Origin of the sequence: Sphingomonas sp. LH128 (genome assembly GCF_000293195.2) — a bacterium.
GTDB classification, from domain to species: Bacteria; Pseudomonadota; Alphaproteobacteria; order Sphingomonadales; family Sphingomonadaceae; genus Novosphingobium; species Novosphingobium resinovorum_A.
This window is the reverse complement of sequence record NZ_ALVC01000167.1, coordinates 1-22,888: the sequence shown is the minus strand read 5'-3', so window position 1 is coordinate 22,888 and position 22,888 is coordinate 1. Positions and strand designations below refer to the sequence as shown.

The window sequence follows — 22,888 nt, the reverse complement described above, 5'->3', positions numbered from 1 at the left end:
TGTCAGCCCGGCCTGCGGAGCGCCCGGCTAACGATCCCTTTTACGGCGATCAAGTCACACGAGAGGCTGTCATAATCCTGCAAGATGCACAAGCGCGGGACGATGCGGCGGGCGTGCTTGTGATGATGTCGTGACTTGCCCATAACCGGACGCAGATGAATCGCCCCGCCGACGCCGTTTCGATCTCCGCCCTGGTCGCTGCCGACCCTGCACGCGCAGTGCCGGTCTTGCGCGCCAGAATCCTGCGCGAACCCCGCAATGCCGTGGCCTACCGGATGCTTGGGCGGGCGCTGCGGGCCCTGGGGCGCGACAAAGAGGCGATTATGGCCGAAGGAGACGCAATCCGCGCTTCGGCGCACGACCCGGACCTTGTCATCATTGCCCGGGCCTTGTTCGCCGGTGATCTGCCCGTGGCAGAAGCCGGCCTGCGACAGAGGCTTCGCGCCCAGCCCACCGATGTGGCGGCGATCCGGATGATGGCGGAGCTGGCGGGCCGCATCGGCCGCTATCGCGATGCCGAGGCACTGCTGCGCCGCGCCCTCGAACTGGCCCCCGGTTTCACGGCGGCACGCGCCAACCTCGCCATCGCGCTCTATCGGCAGAACCGTTTCGCAGAGGCCGTCGCCGTTCTCGACACAGTGCTCGCGCAAGGCGAAGCACAGGCGGGCGATCTGAACCTGCGTGCGGCGGCGCTGGGACGGATAGGCGACTATGCCGAAGCGCGGCGCATCTATGCGGACCTCACGGAAACGTTTCCGGATCACGCCAGGCTCTGGATGAGCTACGGCCACATTCTCAAGACGCTGGGCGAGCAGGCGCAAAGCGTTGCCGCCTACCGCCGCGCAATCGCCATCGAACCGGGGCTCGGGGAAGTCTGGTGGAGCCTGGCGAACCTCAAGACATGGCAGTTCAGCGACGCGGATCTCGCCGCTATGGAAGCCGCGCTGGAGGACGAGACGCTCTCTGACGACGACCGCCTGCACCTGCACTTTGCACTTGGCAAGGCGCTGGACGATCGCAATGTGGCGGACCTCGCCTTCAAGCACTACGAGACGGGTAATCGTGTGCGCCGCGAACAGCTCGATTTCGATCCGGAGGTCGTGCGCGAACAGGTGAATGCCGTGATCGCAGCGGTAACCCCCACACTGCTTGCCCGGATCGAGGGGGCAGGCCATCCCTGCCCCGACCCGATCTTCATCCTCGGCCTGCCGCGCGCAGGCTCCACGCTCATCGAACAGATTCTGTCGAGCCATTCCCGGGTGGAAGGCACCATGGAACTCCCAGACATTCCAGCCATGGCCATGCGGGAAGCACAGGCCTATGGCAGCAGCGCACGGGAATGGCCGGAAGCGCTCGCCGCGATGCCCCCTTCCCGCCTTGCCGAACTGGGCGCCGAGTTCATCGAGCGCACCCGCATCCAGCGCAAGACAGACAAGCCGTTCTACACCGACAAACTTCCCAACAACTGGGCTTATGCAGGCTTCATCGCCGCAATCCTCCCCAATGCCAGGATCATCGACGCTCGCCGCGCTCCGCTGGACTGCTGCTTCTCGAATTTCCGGCAGCATTTCGCGAAAGGGCAGGCGTTCTCTTACGATCTGGAGCACATCGGACGCTACTATGCCGAATATGTCCGCGCCATGGCACATTACGACGTGATCATGCCCGGACGGATCCATCGGGTAATTCATGAGCGCTTGCTGGACGATCCCGAAGCGGAAGTGCGCGCCCTTCTCGCTTATCTCGCTCTCGATTTCGAGGAAGGGTGCCTTCAGTTCCATCGCAACGACAGGGCAGTTCGAACCGCGTCGAGCGAGCAGGTGCGCCGCCCCCTCAATCGCGATGGCGTGGACCAGTGGCGCCCCTACGACGCCTGGCTCGGCCCGCTGCGCCGGGCACTTGGCGATCTGCCGGAGACGTATGCGACACGGTGAAGCGGCTCTGAAAATTGTGGCGAAAATGTCATACATTGCACTGCACAATTAGCGTTCGATTGCTGACCTATTGTCAAATCTCATGAATTGTGGCCGCTTCCCGATCAGGCAATTACAGGGGGAAGCGGGTGAATTCATCGCGTTTTGGTTGTCGTCGCAGCGCTGTCATCGCGCTGCTCGGGTCGTCCGCAATTGCTGCAGCGCAACCTGCGTTGGCGCAAAGCGCTCCAGCCGCCGGTGAGGACGGCGTCATCCTCGTCACCGCGCAAAAGCGAACCGAAAACCTCCAGGACGTGCCGATCGCCATCACCGCGCTAGGCGGCGAGAAATTGCGCGAGTTGCAGGTCAAGGAACTGCAGGACGCGGTCAAGAACATCCCCTCGGTCACGATCCAGACCACTCAGCCCGGCTTCAGCCAGGTTTACTTCCGCGGTGTGGCCTCGGGGGAGAACGCCAATCACTCCGGTCCGCTGCCGACCGTGGGCACCTACCTCGACGAGATGCCGATCACGACCATCCAGGGCGCGCTCGATATCCATGCCTACGACATCGCGCGCGTGGAGGCGCTGGCAGGGCCGCAAGGCACCCTCTACGGCGCAAGCTCGATGGCGGGGACGATCAAGATCGTGACCAACAAGCCCGACTACTCGGGCACTTACGGTGCGGCGGATATGGAACTGAATTCCGTCGCCCACGGCGATGTCGGCGGCGTGGCGCAGGGGTTCCTGAACTTCAGGCTGTCCGACCGCTCGGCCCTGCGTGTGGTCGGCTGGTATCGGCATGACGGCGGCTATATCGACAACATCGCCGGCAGCCGGACATACCCGGTCTCGGGCATAACCCAGACCAACGCAGACCTCGTCGAGAAGAATTACAACGACGTCGACACTTACGGCGCCCGTATGGCGCTGGGCATCGAACTGGACGACGACTGGACGATCACCCCGACGCTGATGGGGCAGGTCCAGAAGGTCAACGGCAGCTTCGCGCAGGAACGCTCGAGCGCGGTCAGCAAGAAGCTCCAGACCGTCCAGTACAACCCCGAAAGCAGCAAGGACGAATGGTATCAGGCCGCCCTCACCATCGAGGGCAAGATCGGCAACTGGGACCTCGTCGCCACGGGCGGCATCCTCAACCGCAAGGACCGCACGGAGTCCGACTATTCGGACTACTCTTACTTTTACGATGCGCTCTATGGCTCGGGCGAGTTCCTCTACGACAATGCGGGCGATCTCGTCAGCCCGAACCAGTACATCAAGGGGCGTGACAAATACCGCCGCCAATTCGGTGAACTGCGTATCTCTTCGCCGCAGGATAGCCGCCTGCGCCTGATGGCAGGGCTCTTCGCCCAGCGCCAGGTCCATGAAATTACGCAGAACTACATCATCGACGGCATCGCCGACGCCATCACCGTGCCCGGCACCGAAAGCGATATCTGGCTCACCCGCCAGAAACGCGTGGACCGCGACTATGCCGCTTTCGGCGAACTGAGTTTCGACATCACCGACCAGCTTACCGCGACAGGCGGCCTGCGGGTCTACAAGTACAAGAACTCGCTCGTAGGGTTCTTCGGCTACAGCGCCGGCTATTCGCCGCGCACCGGCGTCGCTGCCTGCTTCGAAGAGGCGAAGGTCGCCGGTTCGCCATGCACCAACCTCGATGCCAAGACGTCGGACACCGGATCTATCTACAAGGCCAACCTGACCTACAAGCTGACGCCTGACTGGCTGGTCTATGCCACCTGGTCGCGCGGCTTCCGCCCTGGCGGGATCAATCGTCGCGGCGGTCAGCCACCTTATGCGCCGGACACGCTGGACAACTACGAATTCGGCTGGAAGAGCCAGATCGGCGCGTTCCATTTCAACTATGCGATGTTCCGAGAAGACTGGAGCAACATCCAGCTATCGTTTCTCGGAGAAAACGGGCTGACGCTTATCCGCAACGCGGGTCAGGCACGGATTTACGGCGTCGAATTCGACATGGGCTACCGCAAGGGCGGGCTGACGCTCAATGCCTCGGGCAGCTACAACGATGCCAAGATCACCAAGGATTTCTGCCTCATCGCCAATGCCACGTTCGATTGCTCGATTCCCGACGGGAACACCCGCCTGGCTCAAGCCGGAACGCATCTGCCGATCACCGCGCGCTTCAAGGGCAATGCCCTGGCTCGCTACGAATTCCCGATCGGCGAATGGACCGGTCATATCCAGGGCGCAGTCAATTACATCGGCAAGCGGCGCAGCGATCTGCGCAATGCAGAGAACGCCATCAAGGGCGAATTCGCCGCCTACACCACCGCAGACTTCAGTATCGGTATAAAGAATGATGTCTGGCGCTTTGATATTTATGCAAACAACATGTTCGACAGCAACGGGGTGATCAACAGCTCCGTCCAATGCCTTGAAACCACCTGTGGCGATCCCTTAGGGCAGACCGGTACGGGCGGCGTGTTCTACGACTATGTGATCCGGCCACGCGTGATCGGGCTGAAGATCGGACGGGACTTCTGATCGCTTGGACGTCGCAGGAGACGATACCGGTCCGCCCGCGGGAGTGAGCACCGCCAGCGATGGCACCGGCCTCGGCAAGGTGCATCTCGGGCTCCTTGCCGCGATGGCTCTGGTCATGGGCAACATGATCGGTTCCGGCGTCTTTCTCCTGCCGGCCAGTCTCGCCCCGCTTGGCTGGAACGCGGTCGCTGGATGGATCGTGACGACCGCAGGCGTCCTGGTCCTAGCTTACGTACTCACCGGATTGACCAAGGCCCAACCCGGCGCGGGAAGTCCAGCCGGCTTCGTGTCCGTCGCATTCGGTCAGATGACGGGTTTCTTCGTCAGCTGGATCTACCTCGTCTCTATCTGGACCGCGGTTGCGACGATCGCGGTCGCCGCAGTCAGTTATATGTCGAGCGTACTTCCAGCGCTGTCAGCCGCCCCATTCGGACCTGCGTTGGCGGCAATCGTCCTCTTGTGGCTGACCGCTCTCATCAACTTGCGCGGCTTGCGGTCGGCCGGCGGTTTTCAGATCGCGACCCTAGCCATCAAGATCGTGCCGCTGCTCGTCGTGATCGTCATAGCGGCAAGGCTGCTGTTCAACGGTGAAGCCCAGGTCATGCCGCTCGATGCCGTGCCGATCACACCCGGATCCATAAATGTGTCGGCGACGCTCACCTTGTGGGCTTTACTGGGGTTCGAATCCGCCAGCATCGTCGCGGCACGGGTACGCAATCCGCAAGTGAACATTGCCCGCGCCACGCTATGGGGAACGGGACTGACCGGATTGCTGTACCTTATCGTCTGCTCCGCCATCGCGATGCTCTTGCCGATGAGCATCGCGGCCGCGTCCCCTGCGCCGTTTGCCACGTTCGTCGCGCGCTACTGGAACGGATCGGCGGCCGCCATGGTCACGCTCTTCGCCGTGGTCAGCTGCGTCGGAGCCCTGAATGGCTGGACCCTGCTCGAAGCCGAACTGTCACGCGACATGGCAGTTCGGGGACTACTTCCCCGGTGGTTTGCCTCCACCGATGGCGAGGGAACGCCCCGCCGCGCGCTTGTGGTATCGACCGGAATCACGACGCTTTTCGTGATCATGAACGGATTGCGCTCCATGCGCGGCCTGTTCGAATACCTGCTGCTGCTGTCCACTTCGGCGACCCTCTGGCTTTACCTCGCCTGCGCACTGGCCGCGTGGAAACTGCGGGTCTGTCGTCCGTTCGCCGCTCTGGGCACGCTCTACGCGCTGTGGGCCTTGTGGGGCGCAGGCATCGGCGCGAGCGGGATGAGCTTCATCCTCATGGCCTTGGGCCTGCCGATCTGGCTCTGGACCCGCCGCGAAACCTAAAGCAGCGCATCGAGCCACTTTTCGACGAGCCGTTCTGCGTCGTCAGGCGTAAACGGCGCCTTGCCCAGGCTGAGTTCCAACCATAGGCCATCGATCAATGCAGTCAGGGCGATCGCAGGCAATCGGGCATCGCCCATGGCGGGATTCACTGCGAGGATAAGCTCCTCGATACCCGTCCTGAACTGACCGTATATCTGCTGATGTAGCTGGCCGATCCCGTCATTCACCGGGGTCATGCTCCAGAACGCAAGCCATGTCGCGAGCAGGGCCGGATCGGCGATCGGCGGCCGGAAACTGGCCGACAGATAGGCCAGAAGTCGCGCGCGGGGCTCCTCGCCCGCGGCGGCCACCGCATCCGCCAGCGCTTGCTCTACGCGGCCGCCGGTCCAACGATAGGCCTGTGCGATCGCATCGGTCACGCCTGCGAAGTAATGGCGCAGCAACCCCGGCGAGACACCCGCCTCGGCGCAGATCGCCCTTACCGACGTCCCGGCTACGCCATGTCGTGCAAGGCACCTGGCGGTAGCCTCCACCAGGCTCTGGCGGCGTTCGTCGGGATGCTCCCGCGTGAAGGATTGATGCTGGGCCATATGCTTGTTATACGATCGTATAGCAAGGAGCCCGCCATGGCAACGCAAGTCGCCGACGCCCCCATGACCGATCCGCTGGAAGGCTGGAGCCTGCCCGCGTGGACTTACTCCGACGCCGAATTCTTCGAGGCGGAAAAAGAGCGCGTGTTCGCCCCCAGTTGGCAGATCGTCTGCCACGAAAGCGACATCCCCAACCCCGGCGACTGGCACACGCTCGACTATATCGGCGAGAGCGTGGTCGTGGTGCGCGGCAGGGACGATGCCCTGAGAGCCTTCACCAACGTGTGCCGACACCGCGGTTCGCGCATCGTCGATGGTTCGAACGGCTGCGCGAAGAAGTTGGTGTGCCCCTATCATGCCTGGACTTACGACCTCGACGGTCGCCTGACCGGCGTGCCCGATAGCGCCGGTTATCCTGCGTTAGACAGAGCCGAACACGGGCTCGCTCCAGTCGAGATCGAGGTCTGGAGTGGTTTCGTCTTCGTGCGGCTGGTGAATGACGGCGGCCCATCGGTGGCCCGGATGATGGCGCCTTACGAGCAGATGGTGGCACCCTATCGCTTCCGCGAATTGAAGGCGCTCGGCCGCGTGACCTTGCGCCATCGCGATGTGAACTGGAAGAACATAGGCGACAACTATTCCGACGGGCTGCACATCCCGGTCGCCCATCCGGGCCTCACACGTCTGTTCGGTCGCAGCTATGGCATAGAGGCTGAGGCAAACGTCGATCGCATGTGGGGCGACCTGATGGACATGCCCTCCGCCAACTGGTCGGAGCGGATGTACCAGCGCCTGCTCCCGCCGGTGCCGCACCTGCCGCCGGAACGGCAGCGTCACTGGCTCTATTTCAAGCTGTGGCCGAACGTCGCCTTCGACGTCTATCCCGATCAGGTCGATTTCATGCAATGGCTTCCGGTCAGCCCGACCACCAGCATTATCCGCGAGATCAGCTATGTCCTCGATGATCACCGGCGCGAAATGAAGGCGGCGCGCTACCTCAACTGGCGCATCAATCGCGAGGTGAACGCAGAGGATACCGCGCTCATCACCCGCGTGCAGGCGGGCATGGCGTCGCGCAGTTTCTCGATCGGGCCGCTCTCCGACAAGGAGGTCTGCCTGCGCCACTTCTGCAAGCGTATGCGGGAGATCATTCCCGCTGCCCGCTTCGAACATTCCCCCGCCCCCGGCTGGAGCAGGACCGCATGACCGACCGTTACGACGCACTCATCATCGGCGGCGGCCATAACGGCCTGACCTGCGCCTTCTATCTCGCCCGCGCAGGGCTAAAGGTGCGCATTCTGGAGCGGCGGGACATCGTCGGCGGGACGGCGGTGACGGAGGAGTTCCACCCCGGTTTTCGCAACTCGGTCGCCAGCTACACGGTCAGCCTGCTGCAGCCCAAGGTCATCGCCGACATGCGCCTTGCCGACCACGGCTATCGCGTGATCGAGCGGCCCATCAGCAATCTCCTGCCGCAGGAGGATGGCGGCTACCTCAAGCTCGGCGGCGGACTGGAGCGCACACAGACGGAGTTCCGCCGTTTCTCCGCGCACGACGCCGATGTTCTCCCGGCCTATTACGATGCCCTTGAAGGCGTCGCCGAGGTGCTGCGCGACCTCGCTCTTAGGACCCCGCCCGAGGCAGGCGGTGGTTGGCGCGCGCTGGTCGATGCGGCCCTGCAGGGGCGCAAGCTGGCTGGCCTGTCCATGGAAGCCCAGCGCGACGTGCTCGACCTGTTCACCAAGTCGGCCCGCAGCCTGCTGGACGGCTGGTTCGAGAGCGAGGCCGTGAAGGCCGCGTTTGGCTTCGACGCGGTGGTCGGCAACTATGCGTCGCCGGATACGCCTGGCAGTGCCTACGTCCTGCTGCACCATGTCTTCGGAGAGGTGAACGGCAAGAAAGGCGCCTGGGGTCACTCCGTCGGTGGCATGGGCGCGATCACGCAGATCATGGCCAAGGTTTGCCGCGACCTCGGTGTCGAAATCAGTCTGGAAGCACCGGTCTCGCAGGTCCTGGTCGATGGCGGCAAAGTTGCAGGTGTGCGCCTCGAAAGCGGCGAGGAGATCGCCGCGCCGCGCGTGATCGCCAATGTCGGGCCGAAGCTGCTCTACGACCGGATGATCGCGCCCACCGACCTCGATGCCGACTTCCGGCGGCGGATGAAGGGCTTCAAGGCGGGAAGCGGCACGTTCCGGATGAACGTGGCGCTTTCGGAACTGCCCAGATTTACGTGCCTTCCCGAGCCCGGCGAGCATCATCAGTCCGGCATCATCATCGCCCCGACCCTCGATTACATGGACCGCGCCTTCATCGACGCCAAGCAGTTCGGCTGGTCGCGCAAGCCTATCGTCGAGATGCTGATCCCCTCTACCGTGGACGACAGCCTCGCCCCTCCGGGCCAGCATGTCGCCAGCCTGTTCTGCCAGCAATTCGCGCCCGAACTACCCGATGGACGCGACTGGGACATGGAGGAGGACAAGGCCGCCGATGCCATTATCGACACGGTGGAGGCGCATGCACCGGGCTTCCGCGCCTCGATCCTGGGACGACAGGTGCTCAGTCCCAAAGGGCTGGAGCGCAAGTTCGGGCTGGTCGGCGGAGACATCATGCACGGGAACCTGACGCTCGACCAGATGTGGTCGGCGCGGCCGGTGCTGGGGCATGGCGCATATCGGGGGCCGATCAAGGGGCTCTACATGTGCGGTGCGGGGACGCATCCCGGCGGCGGGGTGACCGGGGCTCCGGGGCATAATTGCGCGCATGAGGTCATTGCCGACAGTCGCGGAATGGCGCTGGGTTTCGGTGGGATGTACCGACGTTTTCGCTAATTTTCAGCCGATTACGGCCCGGATCGCGGCGACAGCGGGGCGCGGAGTCAGGTCGGCGTTGAACAGGCCGAAGTTGTTCATCTCGCCGGGTCCGGCCCAGCAAAACAGTTCGTAAAGGCTGATCGCGCGGATGAAGGGCTGGGCGAGCGCAGCCTCAACATCGGAGGCGAGCAGGCTGGCCTGCTGGTCCAGCGAAACCGGCGGAGAAGTAACGTTTTTCGCGCTTCCACCCGTGGTTCTGCCCCATTCGGTGATCACGCCTTGTGTATGGCGACCTGCCTCTATCTTCTTGCCGAAGCCCTTCAGGCGGTCCGCTATCACGGTTGTGGGGCTGGGGTAGATATGGGCGTTGCCGTAAGTCGTGAAAGGCCGCTGGTCTGCCTGCATGAAGTCGTTGCTGGCGATGAGGGGAATCGTTTTCAGTCTTGATTCTGCTTTAAATTCTGCCGAGAAGTCTTTGATATACGAAATAAATGCCGGAGCATTTCCGGTTCTAAATCCTAGACGCGGATCGCGAACGCCGTTGTAGGTTACAGGATTCAGATCGGGCTCGTTCGGGAATTCGATGGCCCAGATCGCACCGGGAGCCTGAGCGGCGAAAGCCTTGAGATCGGCGATCGACTTTGCGATTTCCCGGCCGGAGAGGGTGAAGCAGAACGTCACGCCCGCCCGCGCGAGACCGATGTACGTGTTCCATCCGGGCGTCCCGCTGTAGGGCTCCCGGCATCGCATTCGCCGCAGGCCGCCGAGTTTATCCAGCGCAGGCAACATGTTGCGTACCTTGTAGAGCGAGGCCGTATCCTGCGGCCTCCCCTGAACCATCACCCTGTCCAGCCGCGAGGGCGCCGCGCGGACGGTTGCCGGAACCAGCGGCAGGACCGCCAGCCCGGCCGCCGCTTGCCTGCGTGAAAACATTGCTGCGACCATGCGGACCTCCCGGCTACATAACGGCACTCAACGGCACCTAAAGATACCCTAACGCACCTCGACCATCGGATTACTTCGCTACCGCACCGGCCTTCATCACGTGGACGACCTGCTCCAGCACACGCACATCGGACAGCGGATCACCTTTCACCGCGATCATATCGGCGAACTTGCCCGGCGCGATCGAGCCCAGTTCCTTCTCATGCCCGATCAGCGCGGCGGCATCGATCGTAGCGGCCCGGATCGCCTGCGCCGGGGTCATCCCGTAGCGGACCATGTACGCGAACTGCCGCGCATTCAGCCCATGCGGATAGACACCCGCGTCGGTGCCGAAGCCTAGCTTCACACCCCGCTTCACTGCCTTGGCGAAACCGTCGCGCTGCTGCTGCGTCGTCTCGCGGTTCTTGCGCAAGTACTCCTGCGGCCAGCCTTCACGAGTGCCCTGCTCGTCGATCCAGTCGCCGTCGTAGATGTCCATGACCAGCCAGACGCCCGCCTTCTTCGCCATGGCTAGGCCCTCGTCGTCGATGAGGCTGGCGTGTTCGATGCTGTGTACGCCGGAGCGGATCGCCGCCTTGATGCCCGCCGCGCCGTGGGCATGGGCGGTCGCGTAGCTGCCGTGCGCCTTCGCGACGTCCACGACGGCGCGCATCTCGTCGTCGCTCAATTCGATCTGCCCCGGCTCGGTGCCGATCGCGAGGACCGCGCCGGTGGCGATCATCTTGATGAAGTCGGCGCCGTGATCGAACAGGTACTGCGCCTTCTCGCGCGCTTCACCGGCATTGTGAACGACGCCGAGGCGCATGTCGGCGGGAAGCTGGTCGTTGGGCACCACGCCGTTGAGTTCGCCGCCACCGCCGGGCGAGGTGATGTAGGCCCCCGCGACGAACATGCGCGGCCCCGGCACCAGCCCCTGCGCGATGGCATCACGCAAGGCCACGTCAGTCAGCCCGCGATAGGTGCCGACATCGCGCACCGTGGTGAAGCCCGCCTCCAGCGTCACTTTCGCATTGTGCGCGCCGATCAGCGCCGTCAGTTGCGGCGAAGTCTTGAGCGGCGCGGCGACGTCTGCGCCCTGCCCGGTATCGGCAAGATGCGTGTGGAGATCGATCAGCCCCGGCAGCACCGTATAGGCCGACCAGTCGAGCGTTTCGGCACCCGGCGGCGGCACGGCGCAAGGCTCGACCCTCGCCACCCGCTCGCCCTCGACCAGCACGCATTGCACGGTGCTGGCAGTGCCGCTCTCCACGTCGAGCAAGCGCCCTGCCCTGACATAGACCGACGCCGCGCTCGCCGGAGCAGCCAGCCCCGCAAGAGCCAGAGCCGCAGCGAGCGCCGCCGCCCTCACTTGCCCGCGAGGTCCGTCAGCAAGGTGGTGTAGTAGACCACGCCCGGCGCGATGTTCAGCAGGCCGATGCGCTCGTTGAGGCCATGGGCGAATTCGTCGGAGTCCCTGATCATCGAGGCGCTGGCGCCATAGCTCGGCACGCCGAGCGCGCGATACCACATCGAGTCCGAAGCACCCGAGGACTGCGAGGGGATGATCGGCACCGGCCCCCAGGCCGCCTTTACCGCCTTGCCCACTGCCGCCACGAAGTCCGGCCGCACCGGCGATGCGGGCGCCTCGACCGAATCGTCGCCGGTCACGTCGGTGAACTTCGCCGCGGGCATCGCCGCCACCTTCTCCAGTTCCGCCATGATCTCGGGCCGGGTGTGGCCGGGGAAGATACGGCAGTTGATGTTGGCCGTCGCGCTCTGCGGCAGCGCGTTCTGGGCATGGCCGCCCGAGATCATCGTCGGCACGCAAGTCGTCGACACGCGCCCAACCGTCGCGGGATTGGCGCGCAGCACCTGCAGCGCTGCCGGATCGTTCGGATTGGCAACGAAGGCCTTCATTGCCGCCGCGAGCTTGGGGTCGGGCTCGATCTTCGCGGCGCCGGTCCAGTACTGGCGAGTCACGTCGTTGAGTTCGGGCTTGAAGCGATAGGCGCCGATCCGCTCCATCGCCTGCGCCAGTTGCACGATCGCGTTATCGGGCCGGGGCGCGGAGCTGTGACCGCCGGGGTTCGTCACCTCGACCTTGTAGTCCACGTAAGTCTTCTCGGCCCCCTGCCAGCTCCAGTAGAGCGGCTTGCCCGCCTCCGACAGCGTGCCCGAGGAGCCGTCGACGTTGAGCACCAGTTCCGCGCCCTTCAGCCGCTCGGCGATGACCTTGGAGGTATCCATGGTCGTCTCCTCGTCGCCCGAATAGGCGATGACGATGCTGCGTTTCGGCCGGAACCCTTCGCGCCGCAGTTCGATCACCGAGGACAGCGCCAGCGCCGCCTCGAACTTGGTGTCGCTGGCGCCGCGCCCGAAGAGATAGCCGTTCTCCACCACCGGGGTGAAGGGATCGCGCTCCCAATCCTCCGGTTTCGCCTCGACCACGTCCATGTGCGCGGAAATGACGAGGGGCTTGAGGCCGGGGTCGCTGCCCTTCCACGTCGCGATCAGGTAGGCGGTGTCGCCGAGCGGCACAATCTCGATGTCGCTGGCGGTCCACCCGGCTTTCAGCAGCGCATCGCGGAACAGCGCCGCGACTTCGCCGGTCTTGTTGCCCGGCCCCTGCACCGAGCGAAGAGCGATGGCGCGCTTCGACAGGTCAAGCACTTGCGCTTCCGCCTCGGGATGGCCTTTCGCATGCGCGGCACTGGATGCGAGCAGGCTGGCGCCGAGGGAAAGCAGGACCGGGATCGAAAAGCGCATCGTGATGAAGCCCCTGAACTTGGTGTCTTGCGCGGTCGCGCCGACAAAGAATCGCCGCGATCGCGAGAGGGCTATCCTGTCGAGCGACCGGGGCCTGCGCAATCCCGCCCGCCACCCTTCGTCATTGCGAGCGCAGCGAAGCAATCCAGGGCAGCTTTAAACCGCCCTGGATTGCTTCGCTGCGCTCGCAATGACGGGGTGGGGGTGAAGTTGTCGCGCCATAGTGAGCACCACTCATCGCGACGTGAAGAAATCCCACACTAATCGCTGGTGCGATAAGCGCCTATCTCGCACTTGCGGCACGTGTGCCGATCCAGTTTCCATTTTCCTCCGACAGCAAGGACATTCCATGCAAGTCAACGCCTATGGCGCACATGCCGGCGACAAGCCCCTCGAAGCCATGACCATCGAACGGCGCAAGCCAGGCCCGCGCGACGTCGCGATCGACATCAGCTATTGCGGCGTGTGCCACTCGGACCTGCACACCGTGCGCAGCGAGTGGGGCGGCACCCTTTTCCCCTGCGTTCCCGGTCACGAGATCGTCGGCACCGTCAGCGCGGTGGGCGGCGAAGTCAGCCGCTTCAAGGTCGGCGACACCGTCGGCGTCGGCTGCATGGTCGACAGCTGCGGCCACTGCGGTTCGTGCCATGACGATCTCGAACAGTATTGCGAGAACGGCTTCGTCGGCACCTACAACGGCAAGACGGCGGATGCGCCCGGCCACACCATGGGCGGCTATTCGCGCGGGATCGTCGTCGATGAAGGCTTCGTCCTTTCGATCAGCCACCCGGCGGAGCAGCTTGCCGCCGTGGCGCCGCTGCTCTGCGCGGGCATCACCACGTACTCGCCGCTGCGTCACTGGAACGCCGGTCCGGGCAAGAAGGTCGGCGTCGTCGGCATCGGCGGTCTCGGCCATATGGCGATCAAGATCGCGCATGCCATGGGGGCCGAAGTCGTCGCCTTCACCTCGACGCCCGCCAAGCGCAAGGACGCGATCGACCTCGGCGCCGACAGCGCGGTGGTCAGCCGCGAGGCCGAGGAAATGGCTGCCCACACCGGCACGTTCGACCTGATCATCGACTCGGTCGCGGCGAGCCACGACCTCGACACCTATATCGGCCTGCTCAAGCGCGACGGCGCGCTGGTCATGCTGGGCGTGCCCGAGCATCCGCACCCCTCGCCCAACGTCGGCGGCATGATCTTCGGCCGCAAGACGATCGCGGGCTCGCTGATCGGCGGCATTGCCGAGACGCAGGAAATGCTCGATTTCTGCGCCGAGCACGGCATCGTCTCGGACGTCGAGATGATCGACATCCAGCAGATCGAGGACGCCTACGAGCGCATGATGCGCAGCGACGTGCGCTATCGCTTCGTGATCGACAGCGCCTCACTCGACGCGGCGGCCTGACCGCAAGCCGGCGGTCGCCTTCGCAAGGAGGCGACCGCCGGCCCGGTGCTTGACGCGCGATCACCTGGGCCCGCGCTTTTGCGCGGACCACGTACCTTTTCGGCGACGGCGCGGCATTCGCCCCCGTCGGCATGGCGGCCGAAGTCTTGCGCTGGAACGTCCGGATACCGGGATCGAGGTGATCGATCACGGACGCCGCGCCCATACTCCTCGCCCGGACACATCACACAGCGGGATTGCGCGCGCAACGATCGCTGTTGCAATTGTGTCGCAGTCGCGGAGCTTTCTCATCCGACCGTCTAAACGCAGCGGAATTTCGCTAAGAGTCATTTTATGATGCGTGCGATGATTTGAGCGCAACACCATGCTGCCCGAACGCCAAAGCGACGGGCTGACTGGTGCGTACCGAGCCAGGGCGGTGCGGCAGGCATATCCAGAGGGGGATAAAGATATGAGGTTCGTTTCCAGCCACGCCGAGCGCAGCGCCGTCCGGAAAGCCTTGCTGTGCGGCGCCGCGCTGACGCTGCTGCCGACCACCGCCTTCGCGCAGGACGCGACCGCCGAGGCCACCCTCGACACCAGCCGCACGACGATCGACGGCGAGAACGCCATCATCGTCACCGCGCCGCACTATGTGCCGGAAGGCACCAACACGGCCTCCAAGGCGAACATCCCGCTGATCGAGACGCCGCAGTCGGTGTCCGTCATCACCCGCGACCAGATCGACCTGCTCAACTTCGTCGATGCCCAGCAGGCCGTGCGCTACACCGCAGGCGTCTTCGGCGAGAGCTACGGCCCCGATTTGCGCTTCGACTTCCTGACCGTGCGCGGTTTCACGCCCAAGGAATACATGGACGGGCTGGCGACGCCGAACTCCACCTCGATCTCCAGCGTGGGCGTCGATCTCTACGCCTTCCAGTCGCTCGACGTGCTCAAGGGGCCTGCTTCGGTGCTCTACGGCTCGTCGCCGCCGGGTGGCCTTACCAACGAGACCAGCCGGCGCGCCAGCAGCGAATTCGGCGGCGAGATCGGCGTGAAGTACGGCACCGACGACTACAAGCAGATCGCCGGAACCATGACCGGGCCGGTCAGCGACATGCTCGACCTGCGCTTCACCGCCCTCTATCGCAATCGCGATGCCGAACGCGACCTCGTCCATGCCGAGCGCCTGCTCGCCGCGCCGACCGCGACGCTCAAGCTGGGCTCCGATACGAAGCTCACGCTGCTGGGCTATTACCAGTACGACACCGTACGCGGCGACACCAACGGCTTCATGCCGGTCTACGGCACCCTGCTCGACAATCCGCTGGGCAAGATTTCGCGCCGCGCCAACGTCGGCGATCCGAACAACCTCTACAAGCGCAGGCAATGGGGCGCGGGCTGGGATTTCAGTCACGACTTCGGCAGCGTCAGCTTCCACTCCAACACCAAGTGGAGCCGCTATAACGAAGACACGCCCACCCAGATCTACGGCAGCGGCGGTCTGATCGACAACAATTTCGACGGTATTCCAGACGATTATCGCACGGTCCTGCAGTCGAACTTCACCTACAAGGAGCACGTCACCAGCTTCGCCACCGACAACCGGTTCGACGCGACGCTGGGAACCGGTCCGATCGAGCACAACCTGATCGCCGGAGTCGACTATCGCCGCACCTTCAACGATTCCGCCTATACCTTCAATTACGGGATCGGCACGGTGGACCTGTTCGATCCGGTCTACACCACCTACACCGACGCGCAGCTTCGCCCCGGCTATGCGACGCGCTTCAACACGCAGTGGCGCAAGCAAACCGGCATCTATCTTCAGGACCATGCCGCGATCGGCAACCTGTACCTGACGGTCAGCGGCCGTTACGATTGGGTCCGCATGAGCTATATGACGCCCTTCGCCGCAGCGGACGTCGATACCCCGCTTACCAAACAGAAGCAGAAGAAGTTCACTTGGCGGGCGGGCGCCAACTACGTGACCGACAGCGGCTTCGCGCCTTACGTCAGCTACGCGACCTCGTTCGAGCCGGTCGTCGGCACCGACGGCGTCACCTTGGCTCCCTACAAGCCAAGCGCGGGCAAGCAATGGGAAGGCGGCGTCAAGTACGACGCGCGCGGCCTTGGCGAAGGCATCAAGCTGCTGGTGACGGCAGCGGTGTTCAAGATCAATCAGACCAACGTGGTGGCGACGGCGCCGTCGGTGTCCCCGGTCTTCGGCACCCAGTCCGGCGAGGTCGAGGTCAAGGGCGCGGAACTGGAATTCGTCGCCCGCCTGCGCGACCAGCTCTCGATCAACGGCGCCTACAGCTACAACGACAGCAAGGTGAAGCAGAGCAACGTCGCCGTCGAGATCGGCGCGCCGCTGCCCGTGACCCCCAAGCACAAGTTGTCGCTGTTCGTGGACTATACCATCCAGAAGGGCTCTCTGGGCGGTCTGGGCTTCGGCTTCGGCGGGCGCTACACCAGCGACAGCGCAGGCAGCCTGCCCGGCCCGTTCAATCCCGTGGTCTACTACGGAGAGGCGTCCACGCTGTTCGATGCGATCGTCCATTACGATATTCCGGGCTGGCGCATCGCGGTCAACGGATCGAATATCTTCAACAAGCTCTACGTCGCGCGCTGCTCGGGCCCGGCGGGCTGTACTTATGGGGCTGGACGTCAGGTCATCGGCACGGTTACCAAGACCTTCTGACCTGAATGACGGGAACTGCATGCGCGACATATCGGTACGACGGCTGATCGCGCATGCCGTCCTGCTGGCTCTGGCCACGGGCACTACACCGCTGCAGGCGCATGGTCCGCAGGAACTCGGCGAGCCATCGCTGCCCCTGTTGTCACCCACAGGCGGGGCAGCAGCCGAAGGTCCCTCCGGAACCCTGCCGCGCCCCCCGGCCAAGGCCGGACAAACGCTGCCGCTCACGCCCGCCCGCAAGATCCGCTTCGACACGAGCGAACTGACGGCCGCCTCGATCGACCTGTCTCCGGACGGGCGGACCATCGTGCTGGACATGCTTGGCGACATCTACGTCATGGACGCCAAGGGCGGAGAGGCTAGGCCGATCAGCCGGGGCATGGCCTATGACAGCCAGCCCGCCTTCTCGCCCGACGGCAGACGCATCCTGTTCCTCTCGGATCGATCGGGAGCCGAGAACCTGTGGGTCATGGATGCCGATGGCGGTGATGCCCGGCAGCTCAGCTTCTACGACGACGATCCGATATTCGTATCCCCCGTCTGGTCCAGCGACGGGAAGACGGCCTGGGTCAGCCGCTTCTGGCCGGACCGCAATGCCTACGAAGGCTGGCGTTTCGCCACAGACGGCAGCGACAGGTTCGGCACCGCGGCGCTGCCGAACTGGCCGGATGCTGGCCAGACAGAGGACAAGATCAACAGCCTCGGACTCATGCCGAGCGCGGACGGCCGCTTGCTTTATTACGCCAGGCTCAAGGGATCGCCGGACTTCGACACCCTTGCCGAATGGCAGATCGCCCGCCGCGACCTTGCGACCGGCATCGACGATACGATCGTCAAGGCAATCGGCGACATTCGGCTCGGCCCCGTCCAGTCGAGCGCCTTTCGCCCCGTCCTCTCGCATGACGGACGCACGCTGGCCTACGGCATGCGCCGGGTGGGCAGGACGTTCCTCCACGTTCGCGATCTCGGCAGCGGCATGGACCGCGAACTGATCCGGATCGATCACGACGAACTTCAGGCATCGGCCTGGAGCGACATCATCCCCCACTTCGCCTTCACGCCCGACGACAAGGCGCTGGTACTGAACATGGGCGGCGGTATCAGCCGCATCGATATCGCCAGCGGCACGGCGACGGCCATCCCGTTCACCGCTCGCATCGACATGGACCTCGCCCCCCTCACCCGCCGTCCGATCCGGCAGGAGACCGGCCCTGTCCGCGCGCGGCTGGTGCAGACGCCCGCTCTCTCGCCCGATGGAAGGACGGTCGCCTTCTCCGCGCTGGGCCATCTCTACACAGCCCCGGTCGAGGGCAGCGCACGCCCGCAGCGCATCGACGCAGACGAGACGCCGCAGTTCCATCCCAGCTGGTCGCTCGACGGCAAGCGGTTGCTCTATGTCACCTGGACGGCGAAGGACGGCGGCTTCGTGTGGGAGAAGCCGCTGGACGGTGGGCCTGCCCGGCGCCTGACCGATACCCCCGCGTTCTACACGCACCCCGTGTTCACGCCTGACGGCGCGTCGGTCCTCGTCATCAGATCGCCTCAGGCGTACCGGCTGAACAGCTATGTCGAATTCGGCCAGTTGCGCAGCGCCGACCTCGTGCGGCTGGGCAGAGGTGGGGATGACGACGGCGACAGCGACGGCGAGCAGGTCGTGCTGAGCGGCCGGATCGGCGGCACGCCGCATTTCGGGCCGCTGCCGGACACAGTCTACCTGAACGAGAGCGACGGCGTCCATGCCGTGAAGTGGCGGGGGCGTGCTAGCGACCACCTTGCCGTACAAGCTGCCGGGCCGAACTGGTATTTCGCGCAAGGCCTCGCGTCCGCCGACGATCTGAGGATCAGCCCCGACGGGCGCTGTGCGCTCGCCCATATCGCACAGCAACTGCATCTCTTCACCATGCCCGACAAGGCCGGCGAGACGGTGAACCTGACCGCGCCCGCCGTCAGGCACCGCCGCATCACCGACGTCGGTGCCGACTTCTTCGGATGGTCGCAGGACGGCCGGACGATATGGTGGTCTGTGGGGTCGACCCTGCACCGCCGCGCCCTCTCCGGCGTCAGGCTCGATGATGCGGGCACACCGCCCCGCGCGGCGGACGTCGGCGGCGCGGCGCGGCCGCTCGTCGTCACCGTTCCGCGCGATACGCCGCAAGGCACCCTGCTGCTGCGCGGTGCCCGGGCGATCACCATGAAGGGCGACGAGGTCATCCCTGACGCCGATATCCTGATCGTGGACGATCACATCCGCGCCATCGGCCCCCGAGGCAGCTTTCCCGTGCCCGCCGATGCCGCGATCCGTGAGTTGGCAGGGGCAACGATCGTCCCCGGCTTCATCGACATCCACGACCACGTCGCCGACATCCGCCGGGACGTACTCGACATGCACAACTGGGGACCGGCGGCGAACCTGGCCTACGGCGTGACGCTGGCCTTCGATCCCTCCTCGCTCAGCATCGACATGCTGGCTTACGAGGACCTGGTCGACAGCGGCCAGATGATCGGCTCGCGCATCATGACGACGGGACCGGCCGTCTTTTCCTTCAACGACTTCCGCTCGAAGGCCGAAGTGAAGGCGGTCCTCTCCCGCTACCGGGACGATTACCGCCTCGGCAACATCAAGCAGTACCGCACCGGCAACCGCCGCACCCGGCAATGGGTGGTCGAGGCCGCGCGGGAACTGGGCCTCAACCCCACGACCGAGGGCGCGCTGTCCCGCAAGCTGGACATCACCCACATCATCGACGGCTTTTCAGGCAATGAGCACAGCATCCCTCCCGCCACACTGCATGACGATGTGCTGCAACTCCTCGCCCGCAGCGGCACGAGCTATACGCTGACCCTGCAGATCACCCATGGCGGCGTTCCGGGGCAGAACTACTTCATCGCGCGCGACGCTCCGCACGGCGATGCGAAGTATGCCCGGTTCGCCCCGGACTGGTTCCGCGACCAGAAATTCTGGCAGCGCGAGTGGCGCGATCCGGGCGAGTACCTGTTCCCCGATGTGGCGAAGAGCGCCGCCCGCTTTACGCGCATGGGCGGCCTGCTCGGCCTCGGCGCGCATGGCGAAGTCCCGGGCCTCGGCACTCACTGGGAAATGCAGGCTTATGCCATGGGCGGGATGACGCCGCTGGAAGTGCTGCGCTCCGCGACGATCGACGGTGCCCGCGCGATCGGACGGGACGCCGACTTCGGCAGCCTCGAGCCGGGCAAATATGCCGACCTCGTCATTCTGGACCGCAACCCGCTGGATGGCATCGCGAACACGCTGTCGATCCGGCAGGTCATGAAGAACGGACGCCTCTACGAGAGCGATACGCTCGACGAAATCTGGCCACGCAAACGCGCGATGCCTCCGTTCTGGTTCAGCAAGCCGCGGGGCTAGGGTGTGATCGCATTTGACTGAAACACTGTTCGTCATCCCCGCGAAAGCGGGGACCCAACTGATGTCCTTGCAACAGTCACCATCAGGAGATGGGTTCCCGCCTTCGCGGGAATGACGATGATACAGCTGAAGTCGATCACGCTATAGGACGTCAACGCATAAATGGACGTATCGATCGTGAAATGGTGCGCCCGACAGGATTCGAACCTGTGGCCCCCAGATTAGGAATCTGATGCTCTATCCTGCTGAGCTACGGGCGCGTGCCGAGGCGTCCTAGCGGCTGCATGGCAGCTTGGCAATCAGTTCGCCTGCTCGGGCGGGACAACCGGGAACGGCAGCGGCATGAGGCCGATTCCTTCCTCGATCAGTTCCTTCGCCTCGGCGGGGCTGGCCTGCCCGTGGATGGTCTCGACCTCACGCTCGCCGTAATGCATGGCCCGTGCATCCTTGGCGAAGCTCTCCCCGACATAGCGCGAGGATTTCAGCGCCTCGGCCTGCATCGTCGCCAGAGCCTGCATCAGTTCGGCGGCCTGCGGCGGCAGTGGAGCATTGGCGACGGGCGCACTCGGCGGCGGCGCCTTGGCGCGTGCCGGAGCAGGACTCGGCGCTACTTGCGGCAACTGGTTACCCTTACGCGCGAGACGCGGCGCCTGAACCGCCTTCGCCACCTCGCCCGAACCGCAATGCGGACACGCCACCAGGCCACGTTCCTGCTGACGCGCATAGTCGTCCGAGGACTTGAACCAGCCCTCGAATCGATGCTGTGCCTCGCGGCATTCCAGGTCGAAAACGATCATGACACCAGCTATTTGGCGATGGTGCGACGGTTGGCAAGGCTTGGAAGCTGACCGCGCACTTCGGCGATGCGCGCCGCGTCGAGATCGACGAAACCCACGCCTGAGGTGCCACCGTCATCCGCACCGCCCATGTCGAGCAGGACCTCGCCCCAGGGGTCGATCGCCAGTGAATGGCCGTAGGTTTCGCGGCCATCGTCATGCCGCCCGCATTGCGCGGCCGAGAGCACGTAAGCACTGGCCTCGACCGCGCGGGCACGCTGCATGAGGTGCCAGTGTGCCTTGCCCGTCGGCACCGTGAAGGCAGCGGGAATGGCGATCACGTCGCAGCGGGCACGGCCCAGTGCTTCGAACAGGGCCGGGAAGCGCACGTCATAGCAAATGGCCAGCCCCAGACGCCCGAGCGGCGTTTCCACCGTGACCACCTCATCACCGGCCACGTAAGCGTTCGATTCGCGCCAGCTTTCGCCGGTCGAAAGATCGACGTCGAACATGTGCATCTTGTCGTAGCGCGCGCGGATTTCCCCCGCGTCGTCGATCACGAAAGCCCGGTTGGCCCACTTGCCGTCTTCACGCGCGATGGCGAGCGATCCGATATGCACCCATATCCCTTCCCGCCGCGCCGCATCGCGCACCGCCGCAAGAACGGGATCGTCCGCCTCGCTCCGGATCGCCTCGCGCGCACGCTCGCGCTTGCGGTCCAGCAGGCCGGACATCTCGGGCGTGAACAGCATGGCCGCCCCGCCCGCACGTGCCGCAGCGACGGCATCGACGATCGCCGCCGCATTGGCCTGCGGGTCGATGCCCGTCGTCATCTGGAACAGCGCCGCGCGGGTCATCCGGTCAGAGCCCCAGTACCGGATCGAGCTTGCCCTCGCGGTCGAGCGCATTGATGTCGTCGAAGCCGCCGAAGGGCTTGTCGTCGATCAGGATCTGCGGGACCGTGGTGGCGCCGGGCACGCGCTCCAGCATTTCGGTGCGCTTCGGGCCGCCCATGGTCAGGTCGTATTCCTCGTAGGCGACGCCCTTCTTGTCGAGCAGCGACTTGGCGGCGACGCAGTAGGGGCAGCCCCACTTGGTGTAGATTTCAATCTTCGGCTGGCTCATGCCAAACTCCATTCAGATGCTCATTGAGGGTCAGGCCTTGAAAGGTCGGGCGGCTAGCATATCTAGGAATGCGAGTCATGGCCCGCCAAGGGGATGGCTCACAGAACGAGGCGCCGCATCGCGGGCCTCATCCACACGAAGATTGCTCATTGGAGGATTTTTGTCATGAACCGCATCGATTTTTCGCCCTATCGCCGCACCATGGTCGGCTTCGACCGCCTGTTCGACATGATCGAGAACCAGGCGCGCGCGAATTCGGGCGACAAGTACCCCCCCTTCAACATCGAACGGCGCGGCCAGGATGCCTACCGCATCATCCTGGCGGTGGCGGGATTCAAGCCGGCCGACATCGACATCACCGCGCAGGCGAACCTGCTGGTCGTGAAGGGCCACAAGCCCGATGAGACCACCGATGGCGAAATGCTGCACGTCGGCATCGCCCAGCGCGGTTTCGAACGCCGCTTCGAACTCGCCGACTACGTGCGTGTCGATAGCGCAGACCTTGCCGACGGCCTGCTCGTCATCGACCTCGTGCGCGAGGTTCCCGAGGCGATGAAGCCGAAGAAGGTCGTGGTCGGAGGCAGCAAGCTGACCGTCGTGGAAACCGGCGAGGATACCACCGCAGCGGCGTAACCGCCCGCAACGGC

16 protein-coding genes and 1 tRNA gene are annotated in these 22,888 nt (G+C 64.6%); 9 read left to right on the top strand and 8 right to left on the bottom strand.

Going from position 1 to position 22,888, the window contains the following annotated elements:
• Positions 1-155: 155 nt before the first annotated feature.
• From LH128_RS14025 to LH128_RS14015, 3 genes are all read left to right on the top strand, one after another.
• Entirely contained in the window at positions 156-1,934 is a 1,779-nt protein-coding gene (locus tag LH128_RS14025) for a tetratricopeptide repeat-containing sulfotransferase family protein (RefSeq protein ID WP_008830303.1), read from the top strand.
• A gap of 212 nt (positions 1,935-2,146) precedes the next feature.
• A complete protein-coding gene (locus LH128_RS14020) occupies positions 2,147-4,444 on the top strand; it encodes a TonB-dependent receptor (RefSeq protein ID WP_008830302.1) in 2,298 nt (765 codons plus the stop codon).
• A 4-nt stretch (positions 4,445-4,448) separates the two neighbouring features.
• Positions 4,449-5,774 (top strand): amino acid permease, encoded by a 1,326-nt coding sequence (locus LH128_RS14015; RefSeq protein ID WP_008830301.1) that lies wholly within the window; start codon positions 4,449-4,451, stop codon positions 5,772-5,774.
• On the opposite strand, the gene LH128_RS14010 is transcribed toward LH128_RS14015, so the two are convergent.
• Positions 5,771-6,364 carry a TetR family transcriptional regulator C-terminal domain-containing protein gene (locus tag LH128_RS14010; RefSeq protein ID WP_037519428.1) on the bottom strand — a complete coding sequence of 198 codons (594 nt, stop codon included), beginning with the start codon at positions 6,362-6,364 and terminating at the stop codon, positions 5,771-5,773. The genes LH128_RS14015 and LH128_RS14010 overlap by 4 nt on opposite strands.
• A gap of 36 nt (positions 6,365-6,400) precedes the next feature.
• Between LH128_RS14010 and LH128_RS14005 the strand changes: the two genes are divergently transcribed.
• Positions 6,401-7,570, top strand: coding sequence for an aromatic ring-hydroxylating oxygenase subunit alpha (locus LH128_RS14005; RefSeq protein ID WP_008830299.1), 1,170 nt, complete (start codon positions 6,401-6,403; stop codon positions 7,568-7,570).
• Positions 7,567-9,192 (top strand): phytoene desaturase family protein, encoded by a 1,626-nt coding sequence (locus LH128_RS14000; RefSeq protein ID WP_008830298.1) that lies wholly within the window; start codon positions 7,567-7,569, stop codon positions 9,190-9,192. Before LH128_RS14005 ends, LH128_RS14000 begins: the two co-directional genes overlap by 4 nt.
• Positions 9,193-9,195: 3 nt before the next feature.
• Here LH128_RS14000 and LH128_RS13995 read toward each other — a convergent pair whose 3' ends face one another.
• The 3 genes from LH128_RS13995 to LH128_RS13985 all read right to left on the bottom strand — a co-directional run bounded on the left by LH128_RS13995 (position 9,196) and on the right by LH128_RS13985 (position 12,864).
• Positions 9,196-10,119, bottom strand: coding sequence for a hypothetical protein (locus tag LH128_RS13995; RefSeq protein WP_008830297.1), 924 nt, complete (start codon positions 10,117-10,119; stop codon positions 9,196-9,198).
• Positions 10,120-10,189: 70 nt separating this feature from the next.
• A complete protein-coding gene (locus LH128_RS13990; RefSeq protein WP_037519420.1) occupies positions 10,190-11,467 on the bottom strand; it encodes a Xaa-Pro dipeptidase in 1,278 nt (425 codons plus the stop codon).
• Positions 11,464-12,864, bottom strand: coding sequence for a M20/M25/M40 family metallo-hydrolase (locus tag LH128_RS13985; protein WP_037519435.1), 1,401 nt, complete (start codon positions 12,862-12,864; stop codon positions 11,464-11,466). Before LH128_RS13985 ends, LH128_RS13990 begins: the two co-directional genes overlap by 4 nt.
• A gap of 349 nt (positions 12,865-13,213) precedes the next feature.
• On the opposite strand from LH128_RS13985, the gene LH128_RS13980 reads away from it, so the two are divergent.
• From LH128_RS13980 to LH128_RS13970, 3 genes are all read left to right on the top strand, one after another.
• On the top strand, positions 13,214-14,272 hold the full coding sequence (locus tag LH128_RS13980) for an NAD(P)-dependent alcohol dehydrogenase (protein ID WP_008830294.1): 1,059 nt from the start codon (positions 13,214-13,216) through the stop codon (positions 14,270-14,272).
• A 451-nt stretch (positions 14,273-14,723) separates the two neighbouring features.
• Positions 14,724-16,955, top strand: a complete 2,232-nt coding sequence (locus LH128_RS13975) for a TonB-dependent siderophore receptor (protein ID WP_008830293.1) — start codon at positions 14,724-14,726, stop codon at positions 16,953-16,955.
• Positions 16,956-16,974: 19 nt separating this feature from the next.
• On the top strand, positions 16,975-20,340 hold the full coding sequence (locus LH128_RS13970; RefSeq protein ID WP_008830292.1) for an amidohydrolase family protein: 3,366 nt from the start codon (positions 16,975-16,977) through the stop codon (positions 20,338-20,340).
• A gap of 183 nt (positions 20,341-20,523) precedes the next feature.
• Here the strand turns inward: LH128_RS13970 and LH128_RS13965 are convergent.
• The 4 genes from LH128_RS13965 to grxC all read right to left on the bottom strand — a co-directional run bounded on the left by LH128_RS13965 (position 20,524) and on the right by grxC (position 22,241).
• A tRNA-Arg gene (locus LH128_RS13965) sits at positions 20,524-20,600 on the bottom strand.
• Positions 20,601-20,639: 39 nt separating this feature from the next.
• Positions 20,640-21,137 carry a DUF1178 family protein gene (locus tag LH128_RS13960; protein ID WP_008830291.1) on the bottom strand — a complete coding sequence of 166 codons (498 nt, stop codon included), beginning with the start codon at positions 21,135-21,137 and terminating at the stop codon, positions 20,640-20,642.
• Between the two features lie 8 nt (positions 21,138-21,145).
• A complete protein-coding gene (locus LH128_RS13955; RefSeq protein ID WP_008830290.1) occupies positions 21,146-21,973 on the bottom strand; it encodes a carbon-nitrogen hydrolase family protein in 828 nt (275 codons plus the stop codon).
• Positions 21,974-21,977: 4 nt separating this feature from the next.
• Positions 21,978-22,241, bottom strand: coding sequence for a glutaredoxin 3 (gene grxC / locus LH128_RS13950; protein WP_036523411.1), 264 nt, complete (start codon positions 22,239-22,241; stop codon positions 21,978-21,980).
• A 165-nt stretch (positions 22,242-22,406) separates the two neighbouring features.
• On the opposite strand from grxC, the gene LH128_RS13945 reads away from it, so the two are divergent.
• Positions 22,407-22,874 (top strand): Hsp20 family protein, encoded by a 468-nt coding sequence (locus LH128_RS13945; RefSeq protein WP_008830288.1) that lies wholly within the window; start codon positions 22,407-22,409, stop codon positions 22,872-22,874.
• The last annotated feature ends 14 nt before the right edge of the window (positions 22,875-22,888 follow it).

Excerpts from the sequence above, each read along its gene's own strand:
- LH128_RS14005 (WP_008830299.1), top strand. The coding sequence starts at position 6,401 with ATGGCAACGCAAGTCGCCGACGCCCCCATGACCGATCCGCTGGAAGGC.
- LH128_RS13980 (WP_008830294.1), top strand. The coding sequence starts at position 13,214 with ATGCAAGTCAACGCCTATGGCGCACATGCCGGCGACAAGCCCCTCGAA.
- LH128_RS13955 (WP_008830290.1), bottom strand. The coding sequence starts at position 21,973 with ATGACCCGCGCGGCGCTGTTCCAGATGACGACGGGCATCGACCCGCAG.
- LH128_RS14025 (WP_008830303.1), top strand. The coding sequence starts at position 156 with ATGAATCGCCCCGCCGACGCCGTTTCGATCTCCGCCCTGGTCGCTGCC.
- LH128_RS13970 (WP_008830292.1), top strand. The coding sequence starts at position 16,975 with ATGCGCGACATATCGGTACGACGGCTGATCGCGCATGCCGTCCTGCTG.
- grxC (WP_036523411.1), bottom strand. The coding sequence starts at position 22,241 with ATGAGCCAGCCGAAGATTGAAATCTACACCAAGTGGGGCTGCCCCTAC.
- LH128_RS13985 (WP_037519435.1), bottom strand. The coding sequence starts at position 12,864 with ATGCGCTTTTCGATCCCGGTCCTGCTTTCCCTCGGCGCCAGCCTGCTC.
- LH128_RS13995 (WP_008830297.1), bottom strand. The coding sequence starts at position 10,119 with ATGGTCGCAGCAATGTTTTCACGCAGGCAAGCGGCGGCCGGGCTGGCG.
- LH128_RS14010 (WP_037519428.1), bottom strand. The coding sequence starts at position 6,364 with ATGGCCCAGCATCAATCCTTCACGCGGGAGCATCCCGACGAACGCCGC.
- LH128_RS13975 (WP_008830293.1), top strand. The coding sequence starts at position 14,724 with ATGAGGTTCGTTTCCAGCCACGCCGAGCGCAGCGCCGTCCGGAAAGCC.
- LH128_RS14000 (WP_008830298.1), top strand. The coding sequence starts at position 7,567 with ATGACCGACCGTTACGACGCACTCATCATCGGCGGCGGCCATAACGGC.
- LH128_RS13960 (WP_008830291.1), bottom strand. The coding sequence starts at position 21,137 with ATGATCGTTTTCGACCTGGAATGCCGCGAGGCACAGCATCGATTCGAG.
- LH128_RS13945 (WP_008830288.1), top strand. The coding sequence starts at position 22,407 with ATGAACCGCATCGATTTTTCGCCCTATCGCCGCACCATGGTCGGCTTC.